This window comes from Nonomuraea sp. NPDC049486 (assembly GCF_040676925.1).
Lineage (GTDB): Bacteria > Actinomycetota > Actinomycetes > Streptosporangiales > Streptosporangiaceae > Nonomuraea > Nonomuraea ferruginea.
This window is the reverse complement of record NZ_JBFAPV010000010.1, coordinates 317,708-343,776: the sequence shown is the minus strand read 5'-3', so window position 1 is coordinate 343,776 and position 26,069 is coordinate 317,708. Positions and strand designations below refer to the sequence as shown.

The following is a 26,069-nucleotide window of genomic DNA, read 5'->3' as shown; positions in this document are numbered from 1 at the left end:
TCTCATCGGACGGGTCGTGCTGGTCCGTACCAGCTGCCAGACCCTGCCCAGGGGTATGGGGCCGCGAGCGTCACGGCCCCACGCGTTTGCGCAAGCGTAAGCCGGGGTTCGCCTGGCGGTCTATACCGGTAAATTGCAGAACGGCAACAGTAAGGGGAAGAGTTCTGCACACGCGGTCTAGACCACTTGTCAGCGAATCTTCCTGCGGACGTTCTCGCCACCCTCCGGCCGGCCGATCCACGGTCCTTCGATCGACGGGTCGAGGATGCCCTCCTCCAGGAAGGAGTAACGGCCGTCGAGCACGTATCGGGCCAGCCGCACATCGTGGTCGTCACTGTTGTCCCAGAGCCTGTCGAACAGCGTGTCCACCCGCCGCCTGGCCTGCCGGCAGAACGTGTCGGCCAGCTCCAGCGGCCGGCGTCCGAGGTCGCCCTCGTCCTCGGCGGCCTTGACGCAGGCCGCGGTCATGGCGAAGAGCTCGGCGCCGATGTCGACGATCCGGCCGAGGAACGCCTGCTTGTGCTCCAGTCGCCCCTGCCAGCGGGACATGCCGTAGAAGGTGGACCTGGCCAGCTTGCGGCTGGTCCGCTCCACGAAGCGCAGGTGCGTGGCCAGCGGCCCGAACTCCGAGAAGGCGGTCGGCAGGTGCCCCGCCCCGGTGACCAGGGACGGCAGCCAGCGGGCGTAGAAGCGGCCGGCCCGCTTGAGCGCCTGGGCGCGCTCCTGCCGTGAGGAGTCCGGGTTGATCAGCTCGCCGGCGGCGGTCAGGTGGGCGTCGACCGCCTCCCGGGTGATGAGCAGCCGCATGATCTCGGACGAGCCCTCGAAGATGCGGTTGATCCGGGTGTCGCGCAGCATCTGCTCGGCCGGGACGCCGCGCTCGCCGCGCGCCGCGAGCGACTCGGCGGTCTCGTAGCCGCGCCCGCCCCTGATCTGGACCAGTTCGTCGAGCGCCTGGTAGGACATCTCGGTCGCGTACAGCTTGGCCAGCGCCGCCTCGATGCGGATGTCGCTGCCCTCGCCGTCGGCCAGCCTGGCGGTCAGGTCGGAGACGGCTTCCAGGGCGTACGCGGTCGCGGCGATGAAGGCGATCTTCGTGGCGACGGCCTCGTGCTCGCCGACCTTGCGGCCCCACTGGACGCGGGCGTTCGCCCACTCGCGGGCGATCTTCACGGCCCACTTGGCGTGCCCGGCGCAGCTGGCGGGCAGCGACAGCCGGCCGGTGTTGAGCGTGGTCAGGGCGATCTTCAGCCCTTCGCCCTCCCGCCCGATCAGGTTCTTCGCCGGGACCCTGACCTGCGAGAACTCCGTGACCCCGTTCTCGATGCCGCGCAACCCCATGAACGCGTTGCGCCGCCTGACCGTGATGCCCGGCGAGTCGCCCTCGACCACGAAGGCGCTGATCTTCTTCCCCGTACGGGCCATCACCACGAGCAGGTCGGCGACCACGCCGTTCGTGGTCCACAGCTTGACCCCGTCGAGCACGTACGCGTCGCCGTCACGCACCGCGGTGGTCGACAGCCGGGCCGGATCGGAGCCCACGTCGGGCTCGGTGAGCAGGAACGCGGAGATCTCGCCGCGCGCGCACCGGGGCAGGAACTCGCGCTTCTGTTCCTCGCTGCCGAACAGCTTCAGCGGCTGCGGCACCCCGATCGACTGGTGCGCCGACAGCAGCGTGGCCAGCGCCGGGCAGTACGAGCCGACCAGCATGAGCGCGCGGCAGTAGTACAGGTACGGCAGGCCGAGCCCGCCGTACTCCTCACCGATCGTGATCCCGAAGGCTCCCAGCCCGGCCAGGCCTTTGACGACCTCGTCCGGGATGACCCCGTCCCGCTCGATCCGGGCGGGATCCACGTGCGCGTCGAGATATCGGCGGACGGCCCGGACGAACTCCTCGCCGCGTTTGGCCGCCTCGTCGGGCACGGACGGCACCGGATGCACCAGATCCAGCCGGAGATCTCCGAGGAACAGTTGCTTGGCGAAGCTCGGGCGGGTCCACTCTTGCTCGCGGGCCTGCTCGCCGAGCTCCCTTGCCTTGGCGTACTCGCTCATGGCATCCTCCCGCCGACAGTACGCCGAATCGACTCAGCGAGAAAGCGGCCGGCGCGGCAGCTCGACGACCAGGACGGTCGCGAGCAGGCCCAGCGTCGCGGGCACCAGCAGGTAGAAGCCGCAACAGGCGAGCGACACAGCCGACAGGGCGGTGGCCGCGACCGCGGTGGCGCGCTGCCTTCCGGCGGGCAGCAGCCGTACGGCGGCGGCCACCCCGACGGTGGTGACCGCGGCGAGGCAGGCGGCGGTGGCCCGCATGAGCACGTCCAGGTCGCCCGCGAGGAACAGCACCGGCACGCTCAGCGCGGCCAGCAGCGCCAGGCTGCGCAGCGGCGTCCGGCCGGGCTCACCTCCGCTGGCGAACCAGCCGGGCAGCGCGCCGGTCCTCGCCATGGCGGCGCCGAGCCGGGAGGCGCCGGCGATGTAGGTGTTGATGGCGCCGAAGGTGAGCAGCACCGCGACGGCGCCGGTCACCGGCCGGGCCCCTGGGCCGAAGCCGATCTCCAGGAGCGCGGCGAGCGGCACCGCCGTGGTGCCGGCCCGGTCGCCGAGCACGCCGATCGTGGTCAGGCAGACGCCCAGATAGAGCACGATGATCACTACCAGCGCCACGGCCGTGGCCCGCACCAGGCCGCGCCGGTCGGCGAACTCGGCTGACAGGTGGCTGGCCGCCTCCCAGCCGACGAAGGCGAACAGCAGCACCCCGGCCGCGCTCGCCACGCCCGCGGCCCCGCACGGGGCGAACGGGGTGAAGGAGGTCGCCTCCGCGTGCGGCGCGGCGGTGACGACGGCGGCGGCGAGCAGCGCGACCAGCCCGCCGAGCAGGGCGAGCTGCAGCCGCCCCGAGGTGCGCAGCCCGGCCGCGTTGACCAGGAACGCGGCGGCCAGCAGCGCGGCGGCGGCCATCCGGTCGACCCTGAAGGCGTCGGCCACGTACCCCCCCGCCGACCAGCGCCGCGGCCACGGTGCCCAGCGGGACCGCACCGTAGAACCACCATCCCGTCATCGCCGCCCATCTCGGGCCGAAGGTGCGCGCGGCGAACGCGGCCACGCCGCCGCCGTCGGGGTGGCGCGCGCCGAGCGCGGCGAAGGTCAGCGCGACCGGCACGCTCAGCGCCAGCAGTCCCGCCCAGGCCAGCACCGACGCCGGCCCGGCCGCGGCGGCGGCGAGCTGGGGCAGCACGAGCATGCCCGGTCCCAGCACGCCGCCGAGGAGCATCGCGGTGCCCTGTCCGGCACCCATTCGCCCATTCATGCCGACAGACGCTACGCATCCGATCGGCAGTCTCGGCGTTCCACCGACCGAACGTTCGATTCCGCTGCCAGAATCCCGTCATGGACGAACTTGATACGGCGATCGTAGGACTCCTTCAAACGGATGCGCGGCTGTCCAACCGCGAACTCGCCCGCCGCCTCGGCGTCGCCCCCTCCACGTGCCTGGAGCGGGTACGCGCGCTCACCCGCCGCGGTGTGATCCGCGGCTACCACGCCGACATCGACCCCGCGGCGCTCAACCGGAGCGTGCAGGCCATGGTCATGGTGCAGGTCCGCCCGCTGAGCCGGGAGGTGATCGACACCTTCAAGCGGTCGACGGCCGCGCTGCCGGAGGTGCTGAGCGTGTTCGTGCTGGCCGGCGGCGACGACTTCCTGCTGCACGTGGCCGTCCAGGACCTCGACCACCTGCACAACTTCCTGCTCGACCGGCTGAGCAAGCGGCGCGAGATCTCCGGTTTCCGCACCTCGGTGATCTTTCAGCAGGTGCGCGACCCGGCCCCCGCCCGGCTGCCCGACCCGGCCTAGCCGCACACGGTGCCCGGCGCGGGGAGGCGCAGGCTGATCAGGTAGCGGTTCACGTGGGCGATGACACAGGAGTCGCCGCTCTTGTAGAGGCCGTGACCGTACCCCTGACGCTGAACCGCGGCCGAGCCGGGCACCCGCCGTACGATGTCCGCCGACCCGTCGAAGTCCGTCAAGGAGCCGACGCCCAGGTAGGGCGGCAGTTCCCCGGCGGGCAGCGGCGCGGACCGGTTGGTCGCCGGGGCCGGCCAGCCGACGCAGGCGAGCGGGCGCCAGAGTTCGTTCCCCGCGAGGTTCGGCAGCAGGCGCTCGCCCTCCCGGCGCATCTCCTGATACTCCTCGTAGTCGCGGAAGCCGAGGCCGTCGAGGCAGTGGGTCATGTTCATCCCGGTGAACGCGGGGACCTTCGGGCTTTCCGTGCTCCGCCGGACGTAGTCGGCGAAGCCCGACGCGTCACCGCCGGCGGCCCGCTTGATCGCGTCGGCGAGCTCCACCCATCGGGGGAACTCGGGCTCCGGACCCGGTGAGACGATGCTGGGGGCGGCGGCCACCTGGAGGTCGAACCCGCTGTAGGCGGCCCGCGGCGGCTCACCCTTGACCGGCACAGGGACGCGGTCGGCCCGGGCCACCAGCGCCCGCCAGACCTCGCCGACGTCCTGGCCGTGCAGCGCGCACGTGGTGCTCGCCGCGCACCAGGCGGCGAAGCGGGTGAAGGACTCCTCATGCGGGAGCCTGCCGCGCACGCGGTCCAGGTACGGGCTGACCGAGCCGTCGAAGACCATCGCGCGCACCCGCCCGGGGAACAGCCGGGAGTAGGCGATCCCCGGTACGCCGCCGTAGGAGGTGGCGATGAAGCTCAGCTTCTCCTCGCCCAGCGCGACGCGGATCGCCTCCATGTCCCGCGCCACGGAGGCCGAGTCCAGGTGGTCGAAGAACTCGGGGTCGGCGGCGCGGCATCGCTCCGCCGCCGCCCGGTTGCGCCTGCCCAGCTCGGCGTACTCCTCGCGGGTGTCCGGCCGGGTGATCCAGGGGCCGGTGATGAGGCAGTCGTACGGCAGCACGCCCTTGTCGACGGTGTTGCGGGGCTCGACGCTGACCACGTCGAAACGGTCGCGCAGCTCGGCGAAGCTGCCCGCGCTCCTGCTCAGGTCCGCCACGCCCGAGCCGCCAGGCCCGCCGGGGATCGCGAACACCGTGCCCGTCCGGCGCTGGGCCCCGGTCGCCGGCAGCAGGCCGACGGTCAGCTCGATCTGCCGCCCGGCGGGCTCCGCCCAGTCCACCGGCACCTTGATCGAGGTGCAGCGCATCTCCTTGTGAAGGTTCTCGTCCGCGCAGTCCGCCCAGGCCGCCGCCGACGGGCCGGCGCCCGGCGAAGCGGCCACGGCGGCGGGTGCCGCCGAGACCAGGACGGTCGTGGCCGCGCCGATCGCCAGCGCTCTGACCCGGCCCCGTCCTGGCGAGATCACCGTGGCCCCCGCCGTCAGCGCGGCGACCACGTACGCGACCAGCAGCCCCGCCGCGACGACGGGCGGCAGGACCCCGCCGCCGGCCCCCGCGATCTGGAGCGGCAGGCTCTCGATCATGAACGAGCCGGCCTGCGCGCGCAGCGGCATGGGCAGCGTCCTGGCCGCCGTCGGCAGCACCACGATGATCACGGTCATGACGACCAGCGCGCCCGGGGTGGAGCGGACGGCGGCCCCCACGCCGAGCCCGATCAGCGCGACCGCGGCCATCGACAGTCCGGCGACGATCACCGAGGCGAGCACGCCCGGCTCCGACAGCGGCGTGCCCAGCGTCACCCCGTCGCGGAGCACCTGCCCGGCCCGGTCGCCGAGCACCGCCATGGCGGCCGCGTGCATGGCGAACGCCAGGACCTGACCCGCCACCAGGGCGACCGCGGCCAGGCCGGGCGCCTTGGCCAGCAGGAACATCGAGCGGCGCGGCACGGCTGCCAAGCTCGTCCGGATCATCCCGGTGCGGTACTCGGAGGTGATCGCCAGGGCGCCGAGCACGCCGAACACGAAGTAGGCGACCGCGATCCCGTTGCCGACGCCGTCCCCGTTGCCGGGGAAGGCCATCCTCTCGTCCATCGTCTGGTTGTCGAACCCGCGGCCGATCATGAACGCGATCCCGGCGCAGGCCAGGACGGCCGCCACCGAGCAGGCCAGCAAGTAGAGGTTCGAGCGGAGCGAGCGGAGCTTCATCCACTCAGAAGCGATCACGTCGATCATCGGTCAGCGTCCTCCGGAGTGGTACTCGGTGCTGTCCTCGGTGAGCCGCATGAACGCCTCCTCCAGGGACGCGCCGCGCGGAGACAGCTCCGCCAGCGGGATCCCCTCGGCCAGCGCCAGCACGCCGATCTCGGCCGCGTCCAGGTCGTGGACGGACAGAGCGCCGTCGTCCTCGGTCACCACTTCCGCCCCCCGCGCGCGCATGACGGCGGTGAGACGCTCCGGGTCGGGCGTGCGGACCAGCACATCGCCACGGAAGAGCCCGGCCAGGGTGTTCATGGCGGTGTCCGCGATCAGCCGGCCCCGCCCGATGACGACGACGTGGTCGGCGGTGAGCGCCGTCTCGTTCATCAGATGGCTCGACAGCAGCACGGTACGGCCCTCGCCCGCCAGCGACCGCAGCAGGTCGCGCAGCCAGCGGATGCCCTCCGGGTCCAGCCCGTTCAGCGGCTCGTCGAACATCAGCACCGGCGGATCGCCGAGCAGCGCCGCCGCGATCCCCAGCCGCTGCTTCATGCCCAGGGAGAACCCGCTGATCCGCCGGTCCGCGACCCCGGCCAGACCGGCCTGCTCCAGCACCCCGGTCACCCGTCCGGCGCCGATGCCGTTGCTGCGCGCCAGACAGCCGAGATGGGCGCGGGCGGTCCGGCCGCCGTGCACCGCCCCGGCGTCGAGCAGCGCCCCCATGGTGCGCAGAGGCCGGCGCAGCGACACGTACGCGCGCCCGTCCACCAGCGCCTCACCCGCGTCGGGCGGCTCCAGCCCCAGCACGGCCCGCATGGTCGTGGACTTGCCCGCCCCGTTCGGGCCCAAGAAGCCGGTCACCAGGCCGGGTCTCACCGTGAAGGTCAGGTCGTCGACAGCTCGCGTTCTGCCGTACCGGATGGTCAGGCCCCTCACTTCGATCACATCGCTCCCTCGTACGTGGATTCAGACGTGATCGAGCCTGGTGGCCGGAAAGCCCGTCCTCCATGGGCGCCCGCCCACCAGGGCGGGTGGAGAATCCCCACCCTCGCCGGTGGGGCCGGCCCTACCGTCACAGACCCACGCACAGGGCAGACTGCAACCGTGACCCGGACACGACCCGCACCCGGCGACGCCCTGCGCAAGCCCGCCGACAGGCCGTCGGCCCAGGCCCGGAACACGGCGGCCGGGCCCGCTGCCCAGGCCCTGACGGCGGCCGGACTAGCGGCTCAAGCCCTGAAGACGGCCGGACCGGCGGCCCGCGCCCTGAAGACGGCGGCCGGCCTGGCGGCCAAGGCTCTGAGGACGGCGGCCGGGCTGGTGGACCTCGCGCTCAACGCCGTCACCGGGCTGGCCGCGCTCGCGCTGCTCGCGCTGGTCACGGTGAGCGCCGCGCTGGAGCCGGTGGCCGGCCCCCTGGCCGCGCCGCTGGCCCGCTCGCTCGGGCTCGCCCACCGTCTGGCCGCTTTCCAGCGCCGCTGGGCGGGCCGGGTCCTACCCCGGGACGGGGACACGGAAAGCAGGAACCGCGACGCGAACCGCAGAGACCACGACACGGACATCAGGGACCGCGACGCAAACGCCAGGAACCGCGACGCGAACGCCAGGGACCGCGACACAGACAGCAGCAACCGCGACACACACGGCAGGAACCGCGACACGAACGCCAGGGGCGGTGTCGGGGCCTCGCTTCAGGCCCCGCACGACGCACGGCGGACGCTGCTGTGGCTGGCCGTGCACAGCGTCACGGGCCCGGCACCCCTTGCGGTGATGTGGGCGATGCTGGCCGCTCTGGACCACGTCTTCTTCAGGCTGCGCCCGATGGAGAACAGCAGCCTGAGCACGTTCGCCCTGTCCATGTCGGTCGCGTCCATCGCGGTGATCATCCTCATCTCCGTCCCCCTGTTCCGCACCGGTCAGGCACGGCTGGCACGGCTGCTCCTGGACGCCCGCCCGGCGCCGGACGCCAGGATCCGGGAACTGGCCGCGTCCCGCGCCGCGGTGCTGGACGCGCGTGAGGCCGAGGTGCGCCGCATCGAGCGCGATCTGCACGACGGCGCCCAGGCCAAGCTGATCGCCATCCGCATGCACCTGGCGCTGGCCCGCGGCTGCCGCGACCCCGACGAGCTGCACCGGGCGATCGACGAGGCGCGGGAGGCCGCCGGGGAGGCCCTGACGGACCTGCGCGACCTGGTGCGCGGCATCCATCCCCCGGTGCTGGCCGACCGCGGCCTGGCCGGGGCCATCGAGGCGTCCGCGCTGCTCTGTCCCATGCCGGTCGAGCTCCACCTGGACCTGCCCGGCCGGCTGCCGCCGCCCGTCGAGTCCGCCGTGTACTTCGCCGCCGCCGAAGCCCTGACCAACGCGACCAAGCACAGCGGCGCCTCCCACGCCTGGGTACGGCTCCGCCACGTGGCCGGCGTGCTGCGCGTGGGCGTGGGCGACGACGGTCACGGCGGAGCCCGCCTGGACCGGGGCACCGGCCTGCGCGGCATCGAGAACCGCCTGTCCGCCTTCGACGGCTCGCTCACCGTGAGCAGCCCTCCCGGCGGCCCCACCGAACTGACCATGGAGCTTCCGTGCGCGTTGTCATCGCCGAAGATCTCGCACTGCTGAGGGACGGCCTGGTCCGCCTGCTGTCGGCCCACGGCTGCACCGTGGTGGAGGCCGTCGGCAACGCTCCCATGCTGCTGCGGGCTCTGGTGCGGCACCGCCCGGACGTGGCCGTGGTCGACGTGCGCCTGCCGCCCGGCTTCACCGACGAAGGCCTGCGCACCGCGCTTGAGGCACGCCGCCAAGTGCCGGGGCTGCCCGTGCTGATCCTGTCCCAGTACGTCGAGCAGCTCTACGCCAGGGAGTTGCTGTCCGACCGCTCCGGCGGGGTGGGATACCTGTTGAAGGACCGGGTGGGCGACGTCGACCGTTTCGTGGACGCCGTCCGCCAGGTCGCGGGCGGCGGCACCGCGATGGACCCGGAGGTCGTCTCCCAGCTCCTGACTCACCGGGGCCGGGACGAGCCGCTGGCCACGCTGACGCGGCGGGAGCGCGAGGTGCTCGCGCTGATGGCGGAGGGCATGTCCAACCTGGCGATCGCGGCCCGCTTCCGGGTGACCGACAAGGCGATCGGCAAGCACACCAACAACATCTTCGCCAAGCTCGGTCTGCCTCCGTCCGACGACCACAACCGGCGGGTCATGGCGGTCCTGGCCTACCTTCAGGCCACCCCGGGATCAATGCCGTCCGTGGGCTCCTGACGGCCACGCGATGTACTCCGGCGGCACCCGCTCGGCCAGCCACACCCCGTTGGCGCTGACCCGGAACTCGTGTCCGGCCTCGTGCATCGCCCCCGCGTCCACCGGCAGCACCACGGGCCGGCCGCGGCGGGCGCCCACCCGGGTGGCGGTCTCGCGGTCGGCCGACAGGTGCACGTGGTGGCGGTCCATCGGCAGCAGCCCTCGCTCCCTGATCGCGTCCAGGTTCCGCGCCACCGTGCCGTGATAGAGGTACGCGGGCGGCACGGTCACCGGAAGGCCGAGGTCGACGGTGACGGAGTGGCCCTGGTTGGCGCGGATCCGGTCGCCGTCCAGGGCGTAGCGCCGCTTGTCGTTGTCCCGTACCACCCGTTCCAGCTCCTCGCGGCCGATCGGGAAGCCGTGCGCCGCGGCGGCCCGCAGGAAGGTCTCGACGTCCACCCAGCCCTGCTCGTCGAGCGCGATGCCGATGCGCTCGGGCTGGTGACGCAGGTGCTTGGCCACGTACTTGGAGACGCGTACGAGTCGTCGCTCGTCCATGGGCACCCCCGTCGATAAATCGGTTGTGCCGCACCTTACGGGACATCTACCTTCGAGTCATGCGCCTTTACCAGTAATGCGCCGGGGCCGTCGAACGGCCCGGCCCACGAAGCCGATCCCTGCCATTACGTAAAGGAGCCTTCTTATGCGTGCCCATATTTCCAGCAAATCCGATAAGTCGGGCAAGCGCCCTCCGGCCCCCAAGCAGATGCCGCGCATGCCGCAGCGCCCCATCGCGCCGCCCCGCCGCATCCCGCTCAAGGGCCGCTGAAGCCACTACCAGGATGGTGGTAGTCCGCGGCGTCGCCGCGACCCACGCGTGCCCCGCCTCTCCCGACAGGGGCGGGGCACGCGCCTTTCCCGGGACGTTAGGATCCACGGCATGTCTTGGCCATCGGACCCCAGTGAAGACACCCACTACCTGGATCAGGTCATCGAGCGGACCCAGGCCGCGGTGCGCGACCTGCGCCGGGCCGAGCGCCTGATCGCCGAGGTCGAAGGCGTCGGCGAGGCCGCCCAGGGCATGATCAGGGCCCGGGCCGGCGGGCACGGCGCGATGCGCGGCCTGCACATCGACCCTCGGGCGCTCCGCCTCGACCCGCGCACCCTCGGCGCCGAGGTCACCAAGGCGATCCAGCAGGCGCAGGAGGCCGCCGCCGAACGCACCGAGGAGATCGTCGCCGAGGCGACCGCCCGCGTCGGCGTCCTCCCCGAGCCGCTCGACGAGACGTTCGTCCGCCACCGGGTGGAGTCCGCCGCCCGCGACCTCTACTCGGGAGGGCTGTGATGTTCGGTTTCGACCTCGACCCGGGCGACATCCGCGAGCAGGACGTCGACATGGCCGCCGAGCAGGCCGGGCGCCTGGAGGCGCTGCTCGCCGAGCAGGAGGAGAGGCTGGCCGGGATCGTCGGCACCGGCACGGGCGACCGCGTCCAGGTGAAGGCGTCCGCGGCGGTCGACGGGCGCGTGCTGGAGGTCGTCCTGGGCCCCCAGGCCGCCCGCGAGGGCAGCCACGTCCTCGCCGAGGAGATCCTCCTGGCCGTGCGGCGCGCACAGGACGACACCCGGCGTCAGGCCGAGGCGCTCCTGAGCGCGGCCGTCCAGGAGGCCGTCCCCGGCCTCGACCTCGCCGCGCTGAACGAACAACTGAACAGGCCCGGCTGACAACCGCAACGACTCACAACAACCACATAAGTCACCTTTCCTCGCTATCGTCACATCTATGAGTACGGGGTTCGAGATGGCGCCCGAGTCCCTGCGGCTGCAGGCGACGCGGGTGCACCAGCACGGGGAAGATTACGAGGCGGCGGTGGCGCGGCTCCGCGAGGGCGGCGGCCAGTGGGGCGACGACGGGCTCTTCGCCGCCCTGCAACTGGCCTGGACCGAGTGCCGTGAGGTCATACTCACCGCCGTGCCCGGCCTGTCCGGCTCGATCAACGGCGTGGGCGACGGCATGGTGGCGGCGTCCGCCAACATCGGGGCCGTGGAGACCGCGCTCACCGCACCGGAGCCGGACCGATGGGCATAGTCCTGCCGCCGGAGCTCCACTTCGCCCTCGATCTGGCCGGCGTCCCGTTCCCCAACGTCGACGAGGACCTGATCCGCGGCGACGCCGACGCGGTCCGCACCGTCGAGAGCGGGACGGCCACGGCCGGATCGGAGGCGGACGCGACCGTCCTGTCCTCCTCAGCCGTCTACCGGGGCGGCAGCGCCACCCAGTTACAGGGCTTCTGGCAGGCGACCGGCGCCGACTCCGGCCACCTGGCCCAGGCCGCGACGGCGATGCGGGTGGCGCCCGTGGCGCTGGACGGCATGGCGAACGTGGTGACCGCCACCAAGGTCGCGGTCGGCACGGTCGCGGCCGTCGCCACCGTGCGCCTGGCGCTGTCCAGGCTCACTCCCCCGCCCCACGGCAGCGTCATGTCCCTCGCCACGCTGCTCGCCACCAGGCGGGCCGGCACGAAGATCTACCGCGAGGCCTTCGAGGGCGCGACCAGGGAGCTCGCGCCCGGCATGGCGCGCCGCGTCACCGACCCGATGCGGCGCATCCTGGAGAACCTGCGCCGTCCTGGCGGTCCCGGCGGCACCGCCCTGGCGGGCGCCGGAGGGCCCGGCCGGATCCCGGTCTCCGGGTTCCGCAACCGCATGGACGACATGCCCGGCATCATGCAGATGGCCCGGGGCGGGCGCGGAGGCGGGCGCGGCCGTCCCGAGTCGCAGGCCAACCTCAACAAAGAGGAACTGGAGGCCGTGGAGGCGAAGGAGAACGGTCAGCCCTACGACCGGAGCGTCTTCAACAGGGCCGCCGGCAAGATACGCAAGGCCGAGAAGTTCGAAGGCGACAGGAACAAGCAGAAGAGAGGGCGAGGGAAATAACGATGGCAGACCGGGTCGGATTCGAGTCGCAGCACTTCTCGCTGAACAACCCGCGGGGCGAGGAGCAGGGCGACGTCCCCATGCTGCTGCGCCGGTTGGCCAGCACGCTGGAGGAGATGGGCGGGATCGAGATCCGCGACCTGATCCTGCACAGCGACACCGACGACGACGGCGACCCCTGGCCCTACGTCACCGTCTACTACTCGCCCCTGCCCGACGACGGGGCCGAGCTCCCCTGACGCGAACGGCGCCCCGCCCCCCTTCGCGGGGAGCGGGGCGCCGTTCGCGTCAGGGCCGGGGGCGGGGTCGCCCGCCAAGGTCCCCGCCGCCTGCCCCGACGGGCCTCAGAGGCGCTCGATGATGGTGACGTTGGCCTGGCCGCCGCCCTCGCACATCGTCTGCAGGCCGTACCTGCCACCGGTGCGCTCCAGCTCGTTCAGCAGCTTCGTCATGAGGATCGAGCCCGTGGCGCCCAGCGGGTGGCCCAGGGCGATGGCGCCGCCGTTGGGGTTGACCTTGGCCGGGTCGGCGCCGAGCTCCTTGATCCAGGCGAGCGGCACCGGCGCGAACGCCTCGTTGATCTCCACCACGTCGATGTCGTCGATCGACAGCCCGGCCTTGCTCAGCGCCTTCTGCGTGGCGGGGATCGGCGCGGTCAGCATGTAGACCGGGTCGTCGCCCACGACCGTGAGCTGGGTGATGCGGGCGCGCGGGGTCAGGTTGTGGTCCCTGACGGCCTGCTCGGAGGCGATCAGCACGGCGCCGGAGCCGTCGGAGATCTGCGAGGAGGTGGCGGCGGTGATCTGGCCGCCCTCCTTCAGGGTCTTCAGCGACCCCATCTTCTCCAGCGTGGTGTCGGCGCGCGGGCCCTCGTCGTCCTCGACGCCGTTGATCGGCGCGATCTGCTCCTTGAAGTAGCCGTTGGCGATGGCCTTGGCCGCCCGCTGGTGCGACTCCAGGGCGAAGCGCTCCAGCTCCGCGCGCTCCAGACCCCACTTCTCGCACATCAGCTCCGCGCCGCGGAACTGGGAGATCTCCTGCTTGCCGTAGCGCTCGACCCAGGTCTCGCCGAACGGGAACGGCATGCCCTTCTCCAGCGCGGCGGAGACCGGCGAGCCCATCGGCACGATGCTCATCGACTCCACGCCGGCCGCCACGACCAGGTCCTGGGTGCCGGACATGACGCCCTGCGCGGCGAAGTGGATCGACTGCTGGGAGGAGCCGCACTGGCGGTCGATGGTGACGCCGGGAGTGGTCTCCGGCAGGCCGGCCGACAGCCAGGCGTTACGGGCGATGTCCAGGGACTGGGGGCCGAACTGCATGACGCACCCCATGATCACGTCCTCCACCGCCGCGGGATCTACACCGGTGCGGTCGATCAGTGCCTTGAGCGTGTGCGCGGCAAGATCGGTGGGGTGGACGGTGGACAGGCCGCCCTTCTTCTTTCCGACCGGGGTCCGGACGGCCCCGACGATGTACGCCTCTGCCACTGTTCCTCCTGTAAACCGAGCAATATTCGGTTCTCTCCCCGAGAGTACAACAGAACGTTGCTCGGGTGCCTATGACGAAGGCGGCAGAAGGTCCTCCGCCCGGTCGACGCGGAACCGCCACCGGTCCACGACCAGCCCGTTCAGCGCGTCCGACAGCGACAGCGCCAGCGTGGCCAGCTTCGCCTGGTCGTCGCCGCGCAGTTCGAGGGCGGTCAGCTCGGCCGCGAACGGCAGCAGCTCCTGGGCCGCGGGCGGCTGCCCTTTCTCCGGCACGACCAGGACCCGGACGCCGCCGGCGGTGAAGACGAACTCCTCCTCCTGCTCGACCTCACCCTCCAGCAGCTCCATCAGCTCCTCGGCGGCGGGCCTGACCGGCAGGATGACCGCGGGCCCGCCCGGCAGGCTCTCGTCGGCGGGATCGGTGACCTCGCCCCGGCAGACGGCGAGCCCGCCCAGCCGGAACGCCAGCCCCTCCGCCAGGAAGCGGTCGAAGTAGTCGACGGGCAGCGGGCCCTCCGCGGTCACCCGGCACGCCCACACCTGCTCCAGCTCGCCGCCGACCAGGCCGGGATCGGCCTCCACCGGCGCGTGCACCCGGACGTCGACGGCGACGACGTCGTCCCCGTCCTCCCGCGCGCCCGGGTCTGCCAGCCGCACCAGCCGCAGCAGCTCCGACCGGTCCGGCCTGGCGGGCAGAGCCGCCGTGGGGCCAGTACGCAGTCTCCGCTTCGCCATCCAGCCCATTGCGCGCCCTCCGCGATCAGCTTCGATAGGAGCTCGTCATCGTCGCGTACACGATGACGTTGTCGGTGTAGTGGCCGGTGTTGCGGTTGTAGACGCCACCGCAGGTGATCAGGTGGAGCTGGGCGTTCTGCTGCGGGCCGTAGACCCGCTGCGTCGGGAACGTCTTCTTGTCCGCCTGCTCGACGCCGCCGACCGTGAACACGGCCGTGACGCCGTCCTGCCGCTTGACCTCGATCTGGTCGCCGTTGCGGATCTCGGGCAGGCGGGCGAACACGGCGCTGCGCGTCCGGGTGTCCTTGTGGCCCAGCACCACCGCCGGGCCGGCCTCGCCCGGGGTGGACATGTTCCGGTACCAGCCGACCAGGTTGGGGTTGTCCGACGGCGGCACCTGGATCGTGCCGTCCTTGGCCAGGCCCACCGACTTGATCGGCGCGTCGATGCCGAGCCGCTTGATCTTCAGCTTCACCGGGCTCGACGGCAGCATCGCCGGGGCCGGCTGGATCTGCGGCAGCGGCGGCGGCACGTCCGGGGCGGCCTGGAACATCGCCTGCTCCGGCTGCCCCGCCTTCCCCTCGGGCTGCGCGGTCAGGGCCAGCGAGTCACGATCGCTCGCCAGCCCGTACTCCTCGGGCGCGCCCAGCACGATCAGCATCCCCGCGACCACGGTCACCACCCCCGCGATCGCCGCGACCAGCAGCGTCGTGCGCAGCACCTTCCCGCCGTCGTCCGGCTGCGGGGGCGGCGGTACGGGTGAGCCGTACGGATACTGGTTGACCACGGCCGATCACCCTCTGGCGGCGCGGCGGCGCATCAGCAGCCCGCCACCCCCGGCGGCCAGGATCAGCATGGATCCGGCGAGGACGAACATCCGCCCGTCGGGCCCGGCGTCACCACCGGCCCCGGTGGCGACCCCGTCCTTCGGCGTCTTGGACGAGCGCGCCGTCGGGCTGGTGGTCCGCGTGGTGGGGGTCTCGGTGACGATCACCGTGGTCGTCTTGGTGGGGGTCGCGGTCGGGGTCGTGGTCGGGTCGTCGGTGGGATCGTCGGTCGGCGTGCCGGCGGCGACCTGGAACGTGAAGGTGGGCAGACCGGTCGTGGGAGCCGTGCACTTGAGGGCCGCCGCGGTCGCACTCGTACCGAAGGCCAGGTCGCCTGGGGTGATGGTGACGGTGCCGGTGGTCGTGGGCCTCACCTTGATCGTCACGTTGGGCAAGGTCGTCAGGCTCTGCCCAGCCGTCCCGGTGATGGCCGCGTCGCCCGTCGCCGTGGCGGGCGCTCCGGCGCCGCTGGCCTTGACCGTGGCGAAGTACTTGCTGCCGGTCGGGAACCCGGTCGTCGGCACCTTCAGCTCGTCACCGGTCGTCTGGACGGCTGCCGCCCAGGTGATGGAGGCGTCCTGGTTGGCCTTGGCGCCCGTCGGCATGGTCGGCGTGATCTTGATGTCGACGGTGGCGGGCGTCTCGGTGCCGGCCGTGCACGTGTAGCTGACGATCTCCTCGGTGTTGCCGCCGCCACCCGTGCCGATCGGGACTTCCAGGACATCGGTGGCGGTGGAGGGAGTGCAGGTCTCCACGGGCGTTGCCGGCGAAGTAAGACCGAGGGTCAGGGTCGTGGGCTTGATGGTTACCTTGCCGGTCGCGCCCGCGGTCACCGCGACGGGGTACGTCACGTTGCCTGCCGGAATCGCCGTGGTGTTCACGGGAACCTGAGCCCCTGGCTTAACGCCCGGCGTAACCGTGCCGCCGGTCACCGTCATCTGGGCGTTGACCGAAACGGTCGTCGCCGTCGTCACAGCCTGTCCGAGAGTTAGAGCAGGGATGCCCAAAGTCAGGTTGAAGGGCGAGCCCGCAGGCACCGAATCAGGGGCGCTGAACTTGACCGTGATCGAGGTGTTGGTGAAACGTTCGCCGGTGCAGGTGAAGATGATGTCTTTCTCGACCGCCAGGGCCGCCGCGCTCGCGGGGGCGGCGCTGACGACCAGCGAGCCGGCAAGAAGGACGAATGTGCCCACCAGCCCTAAGGCCGAGGAGGTCTTCTGGACGAGGCGGCGCCTCGCCTGGGACGTCAGCACTGTCCTTCTCCAATACAGCGTGGTCTCATCGGTCACAGTTGGGGAAGAGCATACGGACTCATCCTGTCAGGCTTCTGTAAACAACCAAAACCAGACCGTCAGCCCTTCTTCTTCGACAACGTCGCGTACACCACGATGTTGTCGGTGTAGCTGTGCGCCTTCTGGTTGAAGACTCCGCCACACGTGATGAGCCGGAGCTGGGCGTCGTTGGTGTTGCCGTACACCCGGTTCGTCGGGAACGTCTTCTTGCTGACCTGCTCGATCCCGCTCACGGTGTAGCGGGCGACCTTGCCGTCCGAGCGGTACACGTAGATGTGGTCGCCCTTGGCCAGCTCGTTGAGACGCTTGAAGACGGCCGCGCCCTTCTTGGTGCTGACATGGCCGTTGATGATCGAGGGCCCCAGCTCGCCCGGGAGCGGGCTCTTGTTGTACCAGCCCGTCACGTTGGGCTTGCTGAGCGGCGGGGTGCCGAGGGCGCCGGTCTTGGTCAGTTTGACCGGGTTGATCCTGGAGCTGACCTTGATCTTGGGGATGCGGATCCGGGTCGGCCGGGTCTTGGCCTTGGCCTTCTTCGACTTGACCGGCGGGATCGCCGCCACGGTCGGCACGGCGGCCAGGGGCGGCGGCGCCTCCAGGCGGGCCGGGGTGAGCGGCACGTTGTCGCCGCCGGGGCCGACGGTGGGCGCGAGCTGGAAGGCGCCCGCGTTCTGGAACTGCACCGGCGTGGGCTCGCCCTGCGCCAGCGGGACCGAGCCCGAGCCGTCGTCCACCGGCGGGATGAACGACAGCAGGCCGACCATGATGACGCCCACGCCGCCGAGCGAACCGGCGATCAGCAGCGCGGGCATCGCCCGGCTCGTCGGTGACTTCTGCGGCTGGGTCATCGGTCCATCCCTCCGGCATGCTCGGCCCGGCGGCGCCGCATCAGCAGGCCACCGGTGACGCTGCCCATCAACAGCAGGCTGCCGCTCAGCAGCAGCCCGTGCGAGCCGGCCTCCCGTTCCGGAGCCTCACCCGTGTCCACACCGCCGGTGGGAGTCGCGACGACCTGCGCCTTGTAGTTCGTGACAGTGGGGTTGGCGGACGGCGTCGGCGTGGTGGTGCTTCCGGGCACCACCACGCTCACGTGGCGCCCGCCGTCGTTCGGCAGGTCGTGATGACCGGGCGGCGTGGTGGTGGGAGTCGTGGTGGGGGTTACGGTCGGCGTCCCGGTGTCCGTGGGATCGGGGTCGTTCGTGTCCGTCGGGTCAGGGTCATGCGTGTCCGTCGGATCGGGGCTGGCTCCGCCGACGTTGATCTCTACCGTGCCCGGGTTGTTGGTGATGGTGCAGGTCGACCGGTGCAGCGTCGGCGGGTTGATCAGATCCGCGGTGAGCAGCTTGAACGCGTCGAGGTGCACGTCCTTGCCGTCGTCCAGGGCCCGCACCGCCAGCCTGTGGAACCCGTAGGGGAGGTCGTCGCGCCGCCACAGAGTGGAGTTGCCCTCGATGACGTTGGTGGGCTCACCGCTCTCGGTCTTCGAGGTGTCCACGATCGCCGACTGGTCGTCGTCGATGATCACCCGGATCCTGCCGACGTCCGGCATCCGGCGGCCGATGACCTCGAACCCGGTGCCGTGGAACTTGATGACGGCCTCGTCTGTGCGGTTCGCGGTCGTGTGCAGGTCACGCCCGTAGTCGCCGTACTGCATCGGCAGGGAGCCCTGGTGGTACCAGCCGCCCTTGTACGTGATCCGGCTGACCTCGTCGTCGTTGACGATCTCCTCGCCCTCAGGCGGGACGAAGTCCACGGTGAGCCCCTGGGGCGTCAGCTGGATGACGCCTTCCTCGGTCATGTGCGCCTCGGAGGACATGCCCTCGGGCACTTCCAGCCGCATGTTGGGCTGCAGGTCGCCCTGCTCCTCGACCCCGCGCGGCTGCAGGACGCCGTTCCAGGCGCCTTCCAGCTTGACGTTGCCGACGAGCGAGACCTTGGCCCCGGCCGGGAAGTAGTCGGGCGACATGAACCGGCGGGTGCCGGTGTACTCGACGGTCCAGCCGAGCGACAGCATGCTGCCCGTCTGCATGGTCGTCGGGATCTGCACACGAGCCCTGAGCGTCACCGGAGCACTGCCCGCGACCCCATTGGTGCAGCTGTAGTCGACGACCAGATTGAAGGTCTGCGCCTCCGCGGGCATCGTCAGCAGCCCGGCCGAAGCCGTTAAGCCGACTGATGCGGCTATCCATGCCCTACGCCACCGACTCACGGCGTTCTCCGATCACGCACACACGAAACCGAAGCTAGATCTTAGGGGCGGCAACCCAGACAACAGGTGCATCTCATTGCACTTGTGATGAACCCGTGTCCAGGTCTCCAGAATCGTATTCTGGTGTCCGGAGAACCCCCACCTAGGAGGCGTCATGGAGCGAGACCTCTTCGACGAGGAACACCTGCTCTTCCGGGAGACCGTGCGCGAGTTCATGACCCGCGAGGTCGCCCCCCACCACGACCAGTGGGAGAAGGACGGCATCGTGCCGCGGGACGTCTGGAAGATGGCCGGAGAGGTCGGCATGTTCGGGTTCTCGGTGCCGGAGGAGTACGGCGGCGCCGGCATCAAGGACTTCCGCTACAACGCGGTCATCGTCGAGGAGCTCATCGGGAAGGGCGCCTCCGGCCTGGGCTTCTCGCTGCACAACGACGTCATGGCCCCGTACCTGGTGGATCTGACCGATGACGGGCAGAAGCAGCGCTGGCTGCCCGGGTTCGTCAGCGGGGAGCTGATCACCGCGATCGCGATGACCGAGCCGGGCGCGGGCAGCGACCTGCAGGGCATCAGGACGACCGCGGTCCGCGAGGGCGATCACTACGTGGTGGACGGGCAGAAGACGTTCATCACCAACGGCATCAACGCCGACCTCGTGGTGGTGGTCGCCAAGACCGACCCGTCGGCCGGGGCCAGGGGCGTGACGCTGCTGGTGGTGGAGCGGGGCATGGAGGGCTTCGGCCGGGGCCGCAACCTCGACAAGATCGGCATGAAGGCGCAGGACACCGCCGAGCTGTTCTTCGAGAACGTGCGGGTGCCGGTCGCCAACCGCCTGGGCCCCGAGGACGGCCAGGGCTTCTTCCAGCTGATGAACAACCTGCCGCAGGAGCGGATGTCGATCGCGGTGGCGGCCGTGGCGGCGGCGGAGACGGTGCTGGCCGCGACGATCGAGTACTGCAAGAACCGCCAGGCGTTCGGCCGCAACCTCGGCTCGTTCCAGAACACCCGGTTCGTCCTGGCCGAGCTGGCCACCGAGACGGAGATCGCCCGCCACTACGTGGACAAGTGTGTCCTGGCGCTCAACGCCGGCACGCTCACCGCGGTCGACGCGGCCAAGGCCAAGTGGTGGACGACCGAGCTGCAGACCAAGGTCATCGACCGGTGTCTCCAGCTGCACGGCGGCTACGGCTACATGATGGAGTATCCGGTGGCCAAGGCCTGGCTGGACAGCCGGGTGCAGACCATCTACGGCGGCACCACCGAGATCATGAAGGAGATCATCGGCCGGTCCTTCGGCTTCTGACCCGCGCGGAACCCGAGCCGGCGGCGCATACTGGACTGCATGGACAGCGGCCTGATCCTCCTGGTCTTCCTGGCCCTGTTGTTCGCCTGGGGCCTCAACCGGGTGCGCCGGGCGATCCGGCTCGGACCCGTCGGCTACGCCGGAGTGGTGATCGTCTTCATCATCGTCATGCTGCTGCTGTGGGGGCAGACGATGCGCTAACCGCTGCTGCCCTCCAGCAGCACCCGCGTCACCAGCGCCGGGTCGTCGGTCATCGGCAGGTGGCCGCAGCCCTTGAGCAGCTTGACCCGCTGACCCGACCACTTGGCGGCGCGCACGGCCTGGCGGCGCGGCAGCAGCCGGTCGTGCTCGCCCCAGGCGATGGTGATCGGCGCCTTGGGCGGCGCGGGCGGCATCACGTTCGTGAACGACTCCAGCGTCTGGTCGAACCCGCTCGCCGAGGCGAGCGCCTGGGTGGCGGCGAGCAGCGCGGTCGGCGTCATCCGCGACGGGTGCGCGACCATCAGGCCGACCGACAGCGCCCGGCCGACGGGGTTCTCCGCCAGCTCGGCGGCCTGCTCGGGCGGCAGCGAGCGCGCCGTCTTCCGGGTCGCCCTGAGCACCGCCTGGCAGTAGAGCAGCTCCGAGCGGGACCAGAACCCGGCGGGCGAGAGCGCCGTCGCCGTGCGTACGGTGCCGCGCGAGGCCAGCTCCAGCGCCAGGTAGCCGCCGAGCGAGTTGCCCGCGACGTGCGGCTCGCGGACGCCCAGCAGCGCGCAGAACGACTCGACCGCGTCGGCCAGCGACTCCGGGGTGTACGGGACGCCGTCAGGCAGTCCGGGCGAGCGCCCGAACCCGGGCAGGTCGACGGCGATCACGTCGCGCGAGGCGGCCAGCCGGTCCATCACCGGCAGCCATCCCTGCCAGTGGTGACCGATGCCGTGGACGAGGATCAGCGGCTCGCCCGTGCCGCGGCGTTCGAAGGCCAGCTCCATGCAGGCAGTGAACCACTCACCGGCCCCTGGTGGGAATCTCGAACCAGACCGCTTTGCCTTCCCTGGTAGGACGCGAGCCCCAGCGCTTGGCCAACTGGTCGACGAGGTAGAGGCCGCGGCCGCCCTCGTCGTTCTCGCCCGCGCTGCGGATGCGCGGCAGCCGCAGGTCCTGGTCGAAGACCTCGACCCAGACGGACTCGTCGCCGCGGCGCAGCCGGAGCGTGAACTCCTTGTCGCCGACCACATCGTCGTCGAAACTGTCGAAGCCGGGCACGTCCCACGACTCCTCGAAGGGCAGCGGCGGCCCGTCGACGACCAGCTCCCTGCGCGGCACGGTGGCGGTCGAGGCGTGCAGCACGACGTTGGTGACGACCTCGGAGACCAGCAGGCAGGCCAGCTCGGCCCGCTCCTCGGGGACGTTCCAGTCGGCGAAGGCGTCGGAGGCCATCCGCCGCGCCTCCCCCACCATGATCGGCTGGGCCGGGAACGTGCGCTCCTCGACGTCGAGGTCCTCGTCGCTGGAGCGGATGACCAGGATGGCCATGTCGTCGTCGATCTCACCGGGCACGGCGACCGTGGCGGCCTCGGCGATGCGCTCGACCTCGGCCTTGGTCATCGTGGCGAGCTTCTCGCAGAGCAGGCCGAGCGTCTCCTCCTCGTCCTGCGCCGGACCGGTGCGGGTGGGGCGGCGGTCGACCAGGCCGTCGGTGTAGAGCAGCAGCGCGGCGCCGGGCGGGAGCGTGCGGGTCTCTTCCTTGTAGACCAGGTCGGCGTGCAGGCCCTTGGCGCGCACCCCCAGCGGCTGGCCGACCTCCTCTATGTCGAGCTCGACGCACTCGCCGTCGCTCAGCAGCAGCGGCGGCGCGTGGCCGGCGTTGGCGAACGAAAGCTGGCGCGACCAGGCGTCGTAGACGAGGTACTGGCAGGTGACGATGGGCGGGATGCTGATGTCGGCCCCGGAGTCGTCCTTCTCCGGGGTGGCGATGATGCGGGTCCACTCGTCGAGCCTGGCCAGGATGTCGGCGGGCGACTTGTCGTCCTGGGCGAAGGCCCGCAGCGCGGCGCGCAGCTGGCCCATGATGGCCGCGGCCTTGGCGCCCCGGCCCTCGACGTCGCCGATCACGATGCCGACCCGGCCGGCCGAGAGCGGGATCACGTCGTACCAGTCGCCCCCGACCTGGGTCTGGATGCCCTGACCGTGGGAGGCGAGCGGCGCGGCGGGGTAGTAGCGGACCGCGATCTGGAGCCCGTCGAGCTGCGGCAGCGCCCGCGGCAGCAGGTGCTTCTGGAACGACTCGGCGGTGTGGCGCTCCTCCTCGAACAGCAGCGCGTTGTCGATCGCGACCGCCACGCGGGTCGCGATGGCGCCGACGAAGTCGCGGTCGAAGGCGTCGTAGTGAGGGCTGCGGCGGTCGGTGAGGTTGGACAGCCCGAGGTACATCAGGCCCAGCGTCTCGCCGCGCACGGTCAGCGGCGCGACGATCGCGGAGGTCATGCCGATCTCGCCGCACAGCCGCGCGCTGCCCTCGCTCGGGGACGGGAAGCTGTTGCCGGAGAAGTCGTCGACCAGGATGGTCTCCTGGCGGCGCAGCGCGGCGTCGGCGTAGTGGCCGGCGGGGTAGCGGATCTCCGCGCCGACGGGCTTCCAGGTGCCGGCCGGCGGCTCCCAGCCCTGCACGTGCTGGGAGATCCGGCGCACCAGCCGGTCGCCCTCCATCAGCTCGATGAAGCAGTGGTCGGCGAACTGCGGGACGAGCATCTCGGCCACCCGCTTGAGCGTCTCCTCGACGTACAGCGAGCCGGCCAGCCGCTCGCCGATGCGTTCCAGCAGACCGAAGCGGTCCTTCTCGCGCTCGTTGCTGCGGAGCGCCTCGCGGGCGGTGATGACGACGCCGGTCACCGAGCCCGACGGGTGGCGCAGCGGCACGGCCTGCGCGCGGACGTAGAGGATGGCGCCGTCGCCGCGGCGCACGTCGAACGTGCCCTCCCAGACGTTGCCCTTGAGCACGTGTTTGGCCAGCTCGATCGCCTGCGGGTGGTCCTTCTCCATGATGCCGAACGACAGCACGGAGGAGTCGCGCGCCGACTTGCCAGGCCGGCCGAACAGCTTCTCGGCGAAGGGGTTCCAGTAGAGGAGATTGCTGAACCGGTCCGTCACCACCACGGCCATGTCGGCATGGTCGAGAACGGACTCGGCGGCAAGGCGATCAGCCGCGTCGTGAGACAGATCCCCCCAGCGTGTCATCCGGAGACCACTCCTCGGGGAAGCGTGCGGGAAAAGACCACGGGCGCTCCTGCAACAGTGTTGGCCGGGGGGGAGTGGAGGATCTCCCGGATGGGATCAGCGTCTGGACACGAAGACGTGCACCGCCACATCACGCGGGATCTCCGCGAGAGAGTCGTTCGCGTCACCGTCACCTGTCACCCGCACACCGTCGTCGCTCGCCGCGAGCGTCACCTCGCGTCCGGGTTGTATCCCAACTTGCTTGAGTTTAAGCATGAGAGCGGGATCGCTTTGCACTTGTTCGCTAATTCGGCGCACGGTCACGGACACACCCTGAGAACCGGCGAGTTCGGTCATGGGGGTCAGCTGGGACTCGGTCGCGTCGGCGGCCTCCTCGGCGCCCAGCTCGGCCAGGCCGGGAATGGGGTTGCCGTGGGGGCAGAAGGTGGGGTTGCCCAGCAGCTTGACCAGGCGCTGCTCCACCGACTCGGACATCACGTGCTCCCAGCGGCAGGCCTCGATGTGCACCTCCTCCCAGGGCATGCCGATCACGTCGATCAGCAGGCACTCGGCGAGGCGGTGCTTGCGCATCACCCGCGTGGCGAGGGCGCGGCCCAGGTCGGTCATCGCCAGGTGGCGGTCGCCCTCGACGCGGACGAGGCCGTCGCGCTCCATGCGGCCGACGGTCTGGCTCACGGTCGGGCCGCTCTGCTGCAGGCGCTCGGCGATGCGGGCGCGGAGGGGGATGATGCCCTCCTCCTCGAGCTCGTAAATCGTCCGGAGATACATCTCCGTGGTGTCGATCAGGCCGTGTGCGGTCAAGGCTCCTCCCTCATGCCATGCTAGCCGGTCGTCTCGGGACTGAGCCCTTCCGCTTCGGGCACAGGATCAGGCTCGAAGCCTATGGGGAGAACGACCGGCGATGACAACCAACGTCAACAATTCCGCAGCCCGCTTCCTTCCCGAGAGTCACGATCTGGGATCGTTGCGTAGCGCGGCGGCCGGCTGTGAAGGATGCGATCTGTTCAGGAACGCCACCCAGACGGTGTTCGGCGAGGGGCCGGGACGCGCCCGCTACATGCTCGTCGGCGAGCAACCGGGCGACCAGGAGGACCGTCAGGGCCACCCGTTCGTCGGCCCCGCCGGGCGCATCCTGGACCGCGGCCTGGAGGAGGCGGGGATCGACCGCGACGAGGTGTACGTCACGAACGCGGTCAAACACTTCTCCTTCACCGAACGCGGCAAGCGGCGGATCCACCAGAAGCCGACGGCGGCCGAGATCGAGGCCTGCCGGCCGTGGCTGGACGCCGAGCTGGCCGCGGTGCGTCCCGGGGTGGTCGTCGTGATGGGCGCCACGGCCGCGCGGTCGCTGCTCGGGAGGACGTTCCGGGTGACCAGGCAGCGCGGCGAGCCGGTGCCGATGGGCGACGCGCTCGCGGTCGCCACCATCCATCCGTCGGCGGTGCTGCGCGCCCCCGACCGTGACGCGGCGTACGCGGGCTTCCTGGCGGACCTGCGCGTCGCCGCCGGAACGGCCGGGCACACCCGCTGACCCCGGACGTACGGTCAGCGTGACCGGTAGTTCCTGAAGCTCGCCACCGACAGCCCGACGACCAGCACCGCGGCGGCGCACGCGAGCCCGCCGCCGACCCAGGCCGTCGTCAGCCCGAACGCGGTCGCGGTGGCCCCGGCGCGCACGTCGCCCAGCCGCGGCCCGCCCGCGACCACCACCATGAAGACGCCCTGCAGCCGCCCACGCATCTCGTCGGGCGCGTAGAGCTGCAGGATCGACTGCCGCCACACCGACGACACCACGTCGGCCGCTCCCCCGACGGCCATGAACACCAGGACGAGCCAGAGCTGGTCGGCCAGCCCCGCCGCCGCCACCGCCAGCCCCCACAGCGCGATGACGAAGGTGAGCGCCAGCCCCTGGCGCTTGACGCGGGTGACCCAGCCGGAGAACAGCCCGCCGAGCACCGCGCCGATGGCCATCGAGGAGTTGAGCCAGGCCAGCGCGATCAGCGAGCCGCCGAAGCGCTGGTCGGCCAGCTCCGGGAAGAGAGCTCTGGGCAGCGCGAACACCATGGCGATGATGTCCACGGCGAACGACATCAGCAGGATCGGGCTGGTGACGATGAAGCTCAGCCCCTCCGCCACCGACCGCCAGCCCGGCCTGGACACCTCGCCGAGCGGGGCCAGCGACGGCAGCCGGAAGGCCGCGTACAGACCGGCCGTGAAGAGCACCGCGTCCACCGCGTACGCGGCCGCGAACCCACCCTGCGTCAGCAGCACGCCACCGACCATGGGCCCGCCGACGGCCCCGAGGCTGTAGACGAGCGAGTTGAGCGCGTTGGCCGACGGCACCAGCTCCGGAGGCAGCAGCCTGGGGATGATCGCGCCCCTGGTGGACGAGCTGACCGCGAACCCGGCCGCGCTCAAGGCCACCGTGGCGAGCAGCGCGTACACGCTCGGCACGCCGACGATCGACTGCACCAGCAGGAGTACGGTGCCCGCCCAGGCGACCAGCGACCCGGCGACGAGCAGCTTGCGCCGGTCCACGGCGTCGGCCACGGCCCCGCCCCACAGCCCGAACACCACCAGCGGGAGCAGGTTCGCCAGGCCGAGCATGCCGACCCAGAACGAGGAGTCCGTCAGCTCGTAGACCTGCTGGCTGACCGCGACCACCGTGACCGCGAGCCCGACGTGCGAGACCGCCTGTCCCATCCAGAGCCGCCGGTAGGCGGGCACCTTCAGTGGCCGGGTGTCTACCAGATGACGTTTGACGAACTCCCCGAATGACACAAGCGGTC

At 71.3% G+C, this 26,069-nt stretch carries 26 protein-coding genes and 1 pseudogene; 11 read left to right on the top strand and 16 right to left on the bottom strand.

Features of this window, described 5'->3' with window-relative positions:
* Positions 1–189 precede the first annotated feature (189 nt).
* The 3 genes and pseudogenes from AB0K05_RS28880 to AB0K05_RS28870 form a co-directional block, all read right to left on the bottom strand.
* Entirely contained in the window at positions 190–2,052 is a 1,863-nt protein-coding gene (locus AB0K05_RS28880) for an acyl-CoA dehydrogenase family protein (RefSeq protein WP_148036753.1), read from the bottom strand.
* 33 nt (positions 2,053–2,085) lie between these two features.
* The gene (locus AB0K05_RS28875) at positions 2,086–2,985 is read right to left on the bottom strand and encodes an APC family permease (protein ID WP_364233155.1); all 900 of its coding nucleotides are present in this window, start codon (positions 2,983–2,985) and stop codon (positions 2,086–2,088) included.
* A 55-nt stretch (positions 2,986–3,040) separates the two neighbouring features.
* Positions 3,041–3,271, bottom strand: a pseudogene (locus AB0K05_RS28870) (amino acid permease); the annotation flags it as partial.
* Between the two features lie 116 nt (positions 3,272–3,387).
* Here AB0K05_RS28870 and AB0K05_RS28865 point away from each other — a divergent pair.
* A complete protein-coding gene (locus AB0K05_RS28865) occupies positions 3,388–3,852 on the top strand; it encodes an Lrp/AsnC family transcriptional regulator (protein WP_364233152.1) in 465 nt (154 codons plus the stop codon).
* Here the strand turns inward: AB0K05_RS28865 and AB0K05_RS28860 are convergent.
* Together AB0K05_RS28860 and AB0K05_RS28855 are read right to left on the bottom strand one after the other, a co-directional pair.
* Positions 3,849–6,080: an alpha/beta fold hydrolase gene (locus AB0K05_RS28860; RefSeq protein WP_364233149.1), complete on the bottom strand. Its 2,232-nt coding sequence runs from the start codon at positions 6,078–6,080 to the stop codon at positions 3,849–3,851. The genes AB0K05_RS28865 and AB0K05_RS28860 overlap by 4 nt on opposite strands.
* 3 nt (positions 6,081–6,083) lie before the next feature.
* Positions 6,084–6,989 (bottom strand): ATP-binding cassette domain-containing protein, encoded by a 906-nt coding sequence (locus AB0K05_RS28855; protein ID WP_364233146.1) that lies wholly within the window; start codon positions 6,987–6,989, stop codon positions 6,084–6,086.
* Between the two features lie 159 nt (positions 6,990–7,148).
* Between AB0K05_RS28855 and AB0K05_RS28850 the strand changes: the two genes are divergently transcribed.
* Positions 7,149–8,660 carry a histidine kinase gene (locus AB0K05_RS28850; RefSeq protein ID WP_364233144.1) on the top strand — a complete coding sequence of 504 codons (1,512 nt, stop codon included), beginning with the start codon at positions 7,149–7,151 and terminating at the stop codon, positions 8,658–8,660.
* On the top strand, positions 8,624–9,298 hold the full coding sequence (locus AB0K05_RS28845) for a response regulator transcription factor (protein ID WP_364233141.1): 675 nt from the start codon (positions 8,624–8,626) through the stop codon (positions 9,296–9,298). The genes AB0K05_RS28850 and AB0K05_RS28845 overlap by 37 nt, the downstream gene beginning before the upstream one ends.
* Here AB0K05_RS28845 and AB0K05_RS28840 read toward each other — a convergent pair.
* Complete coding sequence (locus tag AB0K05_RS28840; RefSeq protein WP_364233139.1) at positions 9,275–9,835, bottom strand: RNA 2'-phosphotransferase; 561 nt, start codon at positions 9,833–9,835, stop codon at positions 9,275–9,277. The two genes, AB0K05_RS28845 and AB0K05_RS28840, sit on opposite strands and share 24 nt — an antisense overlap.
* A 382-nt stretch (positions 9,836–10,217) precedes the next feature.
* Between AB0K05_RS28840 and AB0K05_RS28835 the strand changes: the two genes are divergently transcribed.
* The 5 genes from AB0K05_RS28835 to AB0K05_RS28815 are packed head-to-tail and all read left to right on the top strand — an operon-like array spanning position 10,218 to position 12,450.
* Positions 10,218–10,622, top strand: coding sequence for a YbaB/EbfC family nucleoid-associated protein (locus AB0K05_RS28835; RefSeq protein ID WP_364233137.1), 405 nt, complete (start codon positions 10,218–10,220; stop codon positions 10,620–10,622).
* On the top strand, positions 10,622–10,999 hold the full coding sequence (locus AB0K05_RS28830) for a YbaB/EbfC family nucleoid-associated protein (RefSeq protein WP_364233135.1): 378 nt from the start codon (positions 10,622–10,624) through the stop codon (positions 10,997–10,999). Before AB0K05_RS28835 ends, AB0K05_RS28830 begins: the two co-directional genes overlap by 1 nt.
* Before the next feature lie 58 nt (positions 11,000–11,057).
* The gene (locus tag AB0K05_RS28825) at positions 11,058–11,363 is read left to right on the top strand and encodes a hypothetical protein (RefSeq protein ID WP_148036745.1); all 306 of its coding nucleotides are present in this window, start codon (positions 11,058–11,060) and stop codon (positions 11,361–11,363) included.
* Entirely contained in the window at positions 11,354–12,211 is an 858-nt protein-coding gene (locus tag AB0K05_RS28820) for a hypothetical protein (protein WP_148036744.1), read from the top strand. Before AB0K05_RS28825 ends, AB0K05_RS28820 begins: the two co-directional genes overlap by 10 nt.
* 2 nt (positions 12,212–12,213) lie before the next feature.
* Positions 12,214–12,450, top strand: a complete 237-nt coding sequence (locus tag AB0K05_RS28815) for a hypothetical protein (RefSeq protein WP_219552276.1) — start codon at positions 12,214–12,216, stop codon at positions 12,448–12,450.
* Positions 12,451–12,555: 105 nt separating this feature from the next.
* On the opposite strand, the gene AB0K05_RS28810 is transcribed toward AB0K05_RS28815, so the two are convergent.
* The 6 genes from AB0K05_RS28810 to AB0K05_RS28785 all read right to left on the bottom strand — a co-directional run bounded on the left by AB0K05_RS28810 (position 12,556) and on the right by AB0K05_RS28785 (position 18,692).
* Entirely contained in the window at positions 12,556–13,701 is a 1,146-nt protein-coding gene (locus tag AB0K05_RS28810; protein ID WP_148036742.1) for an acetyl-CoA C-acetyltransferase, read from the bottom strand.
* Between the two features lie 69 nt (positions 13,702–13,770).
* Positions 13,771–14,436 carry a hypothetical protein gene (locus AB0K05_RS28805; RefSeq protein ID WP_148036741.1) on the bottom strand — a complete coding sequence of 222 codons (666 nt, stop codon included), beginning with the start codon at positions 14,434–14,436 and terminating at the stop codon, positions 13,771–13,773.
* Positions 14,437–14,461: 25 nt separating this feature from the next.
* Positions 14,462–15,223, bottom strand: coding sequence for a class F sortase (locus AB0K05_RS28800; RefSeq protein ID WP_364233130.1), 762 nt, complete (start codon positions 15,221–15,223; stop codon positions 14,462–14,464).
* Positions 15,224–15,229: 6 nt separating this feature from the next.
* Positions 15,230–16,516, bottom strand: a complete 1,287-nt coding sequence (locus AB0K05_RS28795; RefSeq protein WP_364233128.1) for a hypothetical protein — start codon at positions 16,514–16,516, stop codon at positions 15,230–15,232.
* Positions 16,517–16,614: 98 nt separating this feature from the next.
* On the bottom strand, positions 16,615–17,400 hold the full coding sequence (locus AB0K05_RS28790) for a class F sortase (protein ID WP_148036738.1): 786 nt from the start codon (positions 17,398–17,400) through the stop codon (positions 16,615–16,617).
* Complete coding sequence (locus AB0K05_RS28785) at positions 17,397–18,692, bottom strand: hypothetical protein (protein WP_271278935.1); 1,296 nt, start codon at positions 18,690–18,692, stop codon at positions 17,397–17,399. Before AB0K05_RS28785 ends, AB0K05_RS28790 begins: the two co-directional genes overlap by 4 nt.
* A 223-nt stretch (positions 18,693–18,915) precedes the next feature.
* On the opposite strand from AB0K05_RS28785, the gene AB0K05_RS28780 reads away from it, so the two are divergent.
* Positions 18,916–20,061 carry an acyl-CoA dehydrogenase family protein gene (locus tag AB0K05_RS28780; RefSeq protein WP_364233125.1) on the top strand — a complete coding sequence of 382 codons (1,146 nt, stop codon included), beginning with the start codon at positions 18,916–18,918 and terminating at the stop codon, positions 20,059–20,061.
* Between the two features lie 39 nt (positions 20,062–20,100).
* The gene (locus tag AB0K05_RS28775) at positions 20,101–20,262 is read left to right on the top strand and encodes a hypothetical protein (protein ID WP_187281611.1); all 162 of its coding nucleotides are present in this window, start codon (positions 20,101–20,103) and stop codon (positions 20,260–20,262) included.
* Here the strand turns inward: AB0K05_RS28775 and AB0K05_RS28770 are convergent.
* The 3 genes from AB0K05_RS28770 to AB0K05_RS28760 form a co-directional block, all read right to left on the bottom strand.
* Positions 20,259–21,035, bottom strand: a complete 777-nt coding sequence (locus AB0K05_RS28770; protein ID WP_364233122.1) for an alpha/beta fold hydrolase — start codon at positions 21,033–21,035, stop codon at positions 20,259–20,261. The genes AB0K05_RS28775 and AB0K05_RS28770 overlap by 4 nt on opposite strands.
* 16 nt (positions 21,036–21,051) lie before the next feature.
* Positions 21,052–23,280: a SpoIIE family protein phosphatase gene (locus tag AB0K05_RS28765; protein ID WP_148036734.1), complete on the bottom strand. Its 2,229-nt coding sequence runs from the start codon at positions 23,278–23,280 to the stop codon at positions 21,052–21,054.
* Between the two features lie 96 nt (positions 23,281–23,376).
* Positions 23,377–24,081, bottom strand: coding sequence for a metal-dependent transcriptional regulator (locus AB0K05_RS28760; RefSeq protein ID WP_148036733.1), 705 nt, complete (start codon positions 24,079–24,081; stop codon positions 23,377–23,379).
* A gap of 100 nt (positions 24,082–24,181) precedes the next feature.
* Here AB0K05_RS28760 and AB0K05_RS28755 point away from each other — a divergent pair, with 100 nt between their 5' ends.
* On the top strand, positions 24,182–24,811 hold the full coding sequence (locus AB0K05_RS28755; RefSeq protein WP_364233119.1) for a UdgX family uracil-DNA binding protein: 630 nt from the start codon (positions 24,182–24,184) through the stop codon (positions 24,809–24,811).
* A 14-nt stretch (positions 24,812–24,825) separates the two neighbouring features.
* Here AB0K05_RS28755 and AB0K05_RS28750 read toward each other — a convergent pair whose 3' ends face one another.
* On the bottom strand, positions 24,826–26,061 hold the full coding sequence (locus tag AB0K05_RS28750; RefSeq protein WP_148036731.1) for an MFS transporter: 1,236 nt from the start codon (positions 26,059–26,061) through the stop codon (positions 24,826–24,828).
* Positions 26,062–26,069: the final 8 nt, after the last annotated feature.

Coding starts and splice junctions, on each gene's coding strand:
- AB0K05_RS28880 (WP_148036753.1), bottom strand. CDS start 2,052: ATGAGCGAGTACGCCAAGGCAAGGGAGCTCGGCGAGCAGGCCCGCGAG.
- AB0K05_RS28865 (WP_364233152.1), top strand. CDS start 3,388: ATGGACGAACTTGATACGGCGATCGTAGGACTCCTTCAAACGGATGCG.
- AB0K05_RS28860 (WP_364233149.1), bottom strand. CDS start 6,080: ATGATCGACGTGATCGCTTCTGAGTGGATGAAGCTCCGCTCGCTCCGC.
- AB0K05_RS28840 (WP_364233139.1), bottom strand. CDS start 9,835: ATGGACGAGCGACGACTCGTACGCGTCTCCAAGTACGTGGCCAAGCAC.
- AB0K05_RS28835 (WP_364233137.1), top strand. CDS start 10,218: ATGTCTTGGCCATCGGACCCCAGTGAAGACACCCACTACCTGGATCAG.
- AB0K05_RS28830 (WP_364233135.1), top strand. CDS start 10,622: ATGTTCGGTTTCGACCTCGACCCGGGCGACATCCGCGAGCAGGACGTC.
- AB0K05_RS28825 (WP_148036745.1), top strand. CDS start 11,058: ATGAGTACGGGGTTCGAGATGGCGCCCGAGTCCCTGCGGCTGCAGGCG.
- AB0K05_RS28820 (WP_148036744.1), top strand. CDS start 11,354: ATGGGCATAGTCCTGCCGCCGGAGCTCCACTTCGCCCTCGATCTGGCC.
- AB0K05_RS28815 (WP_219552276.1), top strand. CDS start 12,214: ATGGCAGACCGGGTCGGATTCGAGTCGCAGCACTTCTCGCTGAACAAC.
- AB0K05_RS28805 (WP_148036741.1), bottom strand. CDS start 14,436: ATGGCGAAGCGGAGACTGCGTACTGGCCCCACGGCGGCTCTGCCCGCC.
- AB0K05_RS28790 (WP_148036738.1), bottom strand. CDS start 17,400: ATGACCCAGCCGCAGAAGTCACCGACGAGCCGGGCGATGCCCGCGCTG.
- AB0K05_RS28785 (WP_271278935.1), bottom strand. CDS start 18,692: ATGCCCGCGGAGGCGCAGACCTTCAATCTGGTCGTCGACTACAGCTGC.
- AB0K05_RS28780 (WP_364233125.1), top strand. CDS start 18,916: ATGGAGCGAGACCTCTTCGACGAGGAACACCTGCTCTTCCGGGAGACC.
- AB0K05_RS28775 (WP_187281611.1), top strand. CDS start 20,101: ATGGACAGCGGCCTGATCCTCCTGGTCTTCCTGGCCCTGTTGTTCGCC.
- AB0K05_RS28770 (WP_364233122.1), bottom strand. CDS start 21,035: ATGGAGCTGGCCTTCGAACGCCGCGGCACGGGCGAGCCGCTGATCCTC.
- AB0K05_RS28765 (WP_148036734.1), bottom strand. CDS start 23,280: ATGACACGCTGGGGGGATCTGTCTCACGACGCGGCTGATCGCCTTGCC.
- AB0K05_RS28755 (WP_364233119.1), top strand. CDS start 24,182: ATGACAACCAACGTCAACAATTCCGCAGCCCGCTTCCTTCCCGAGAGT.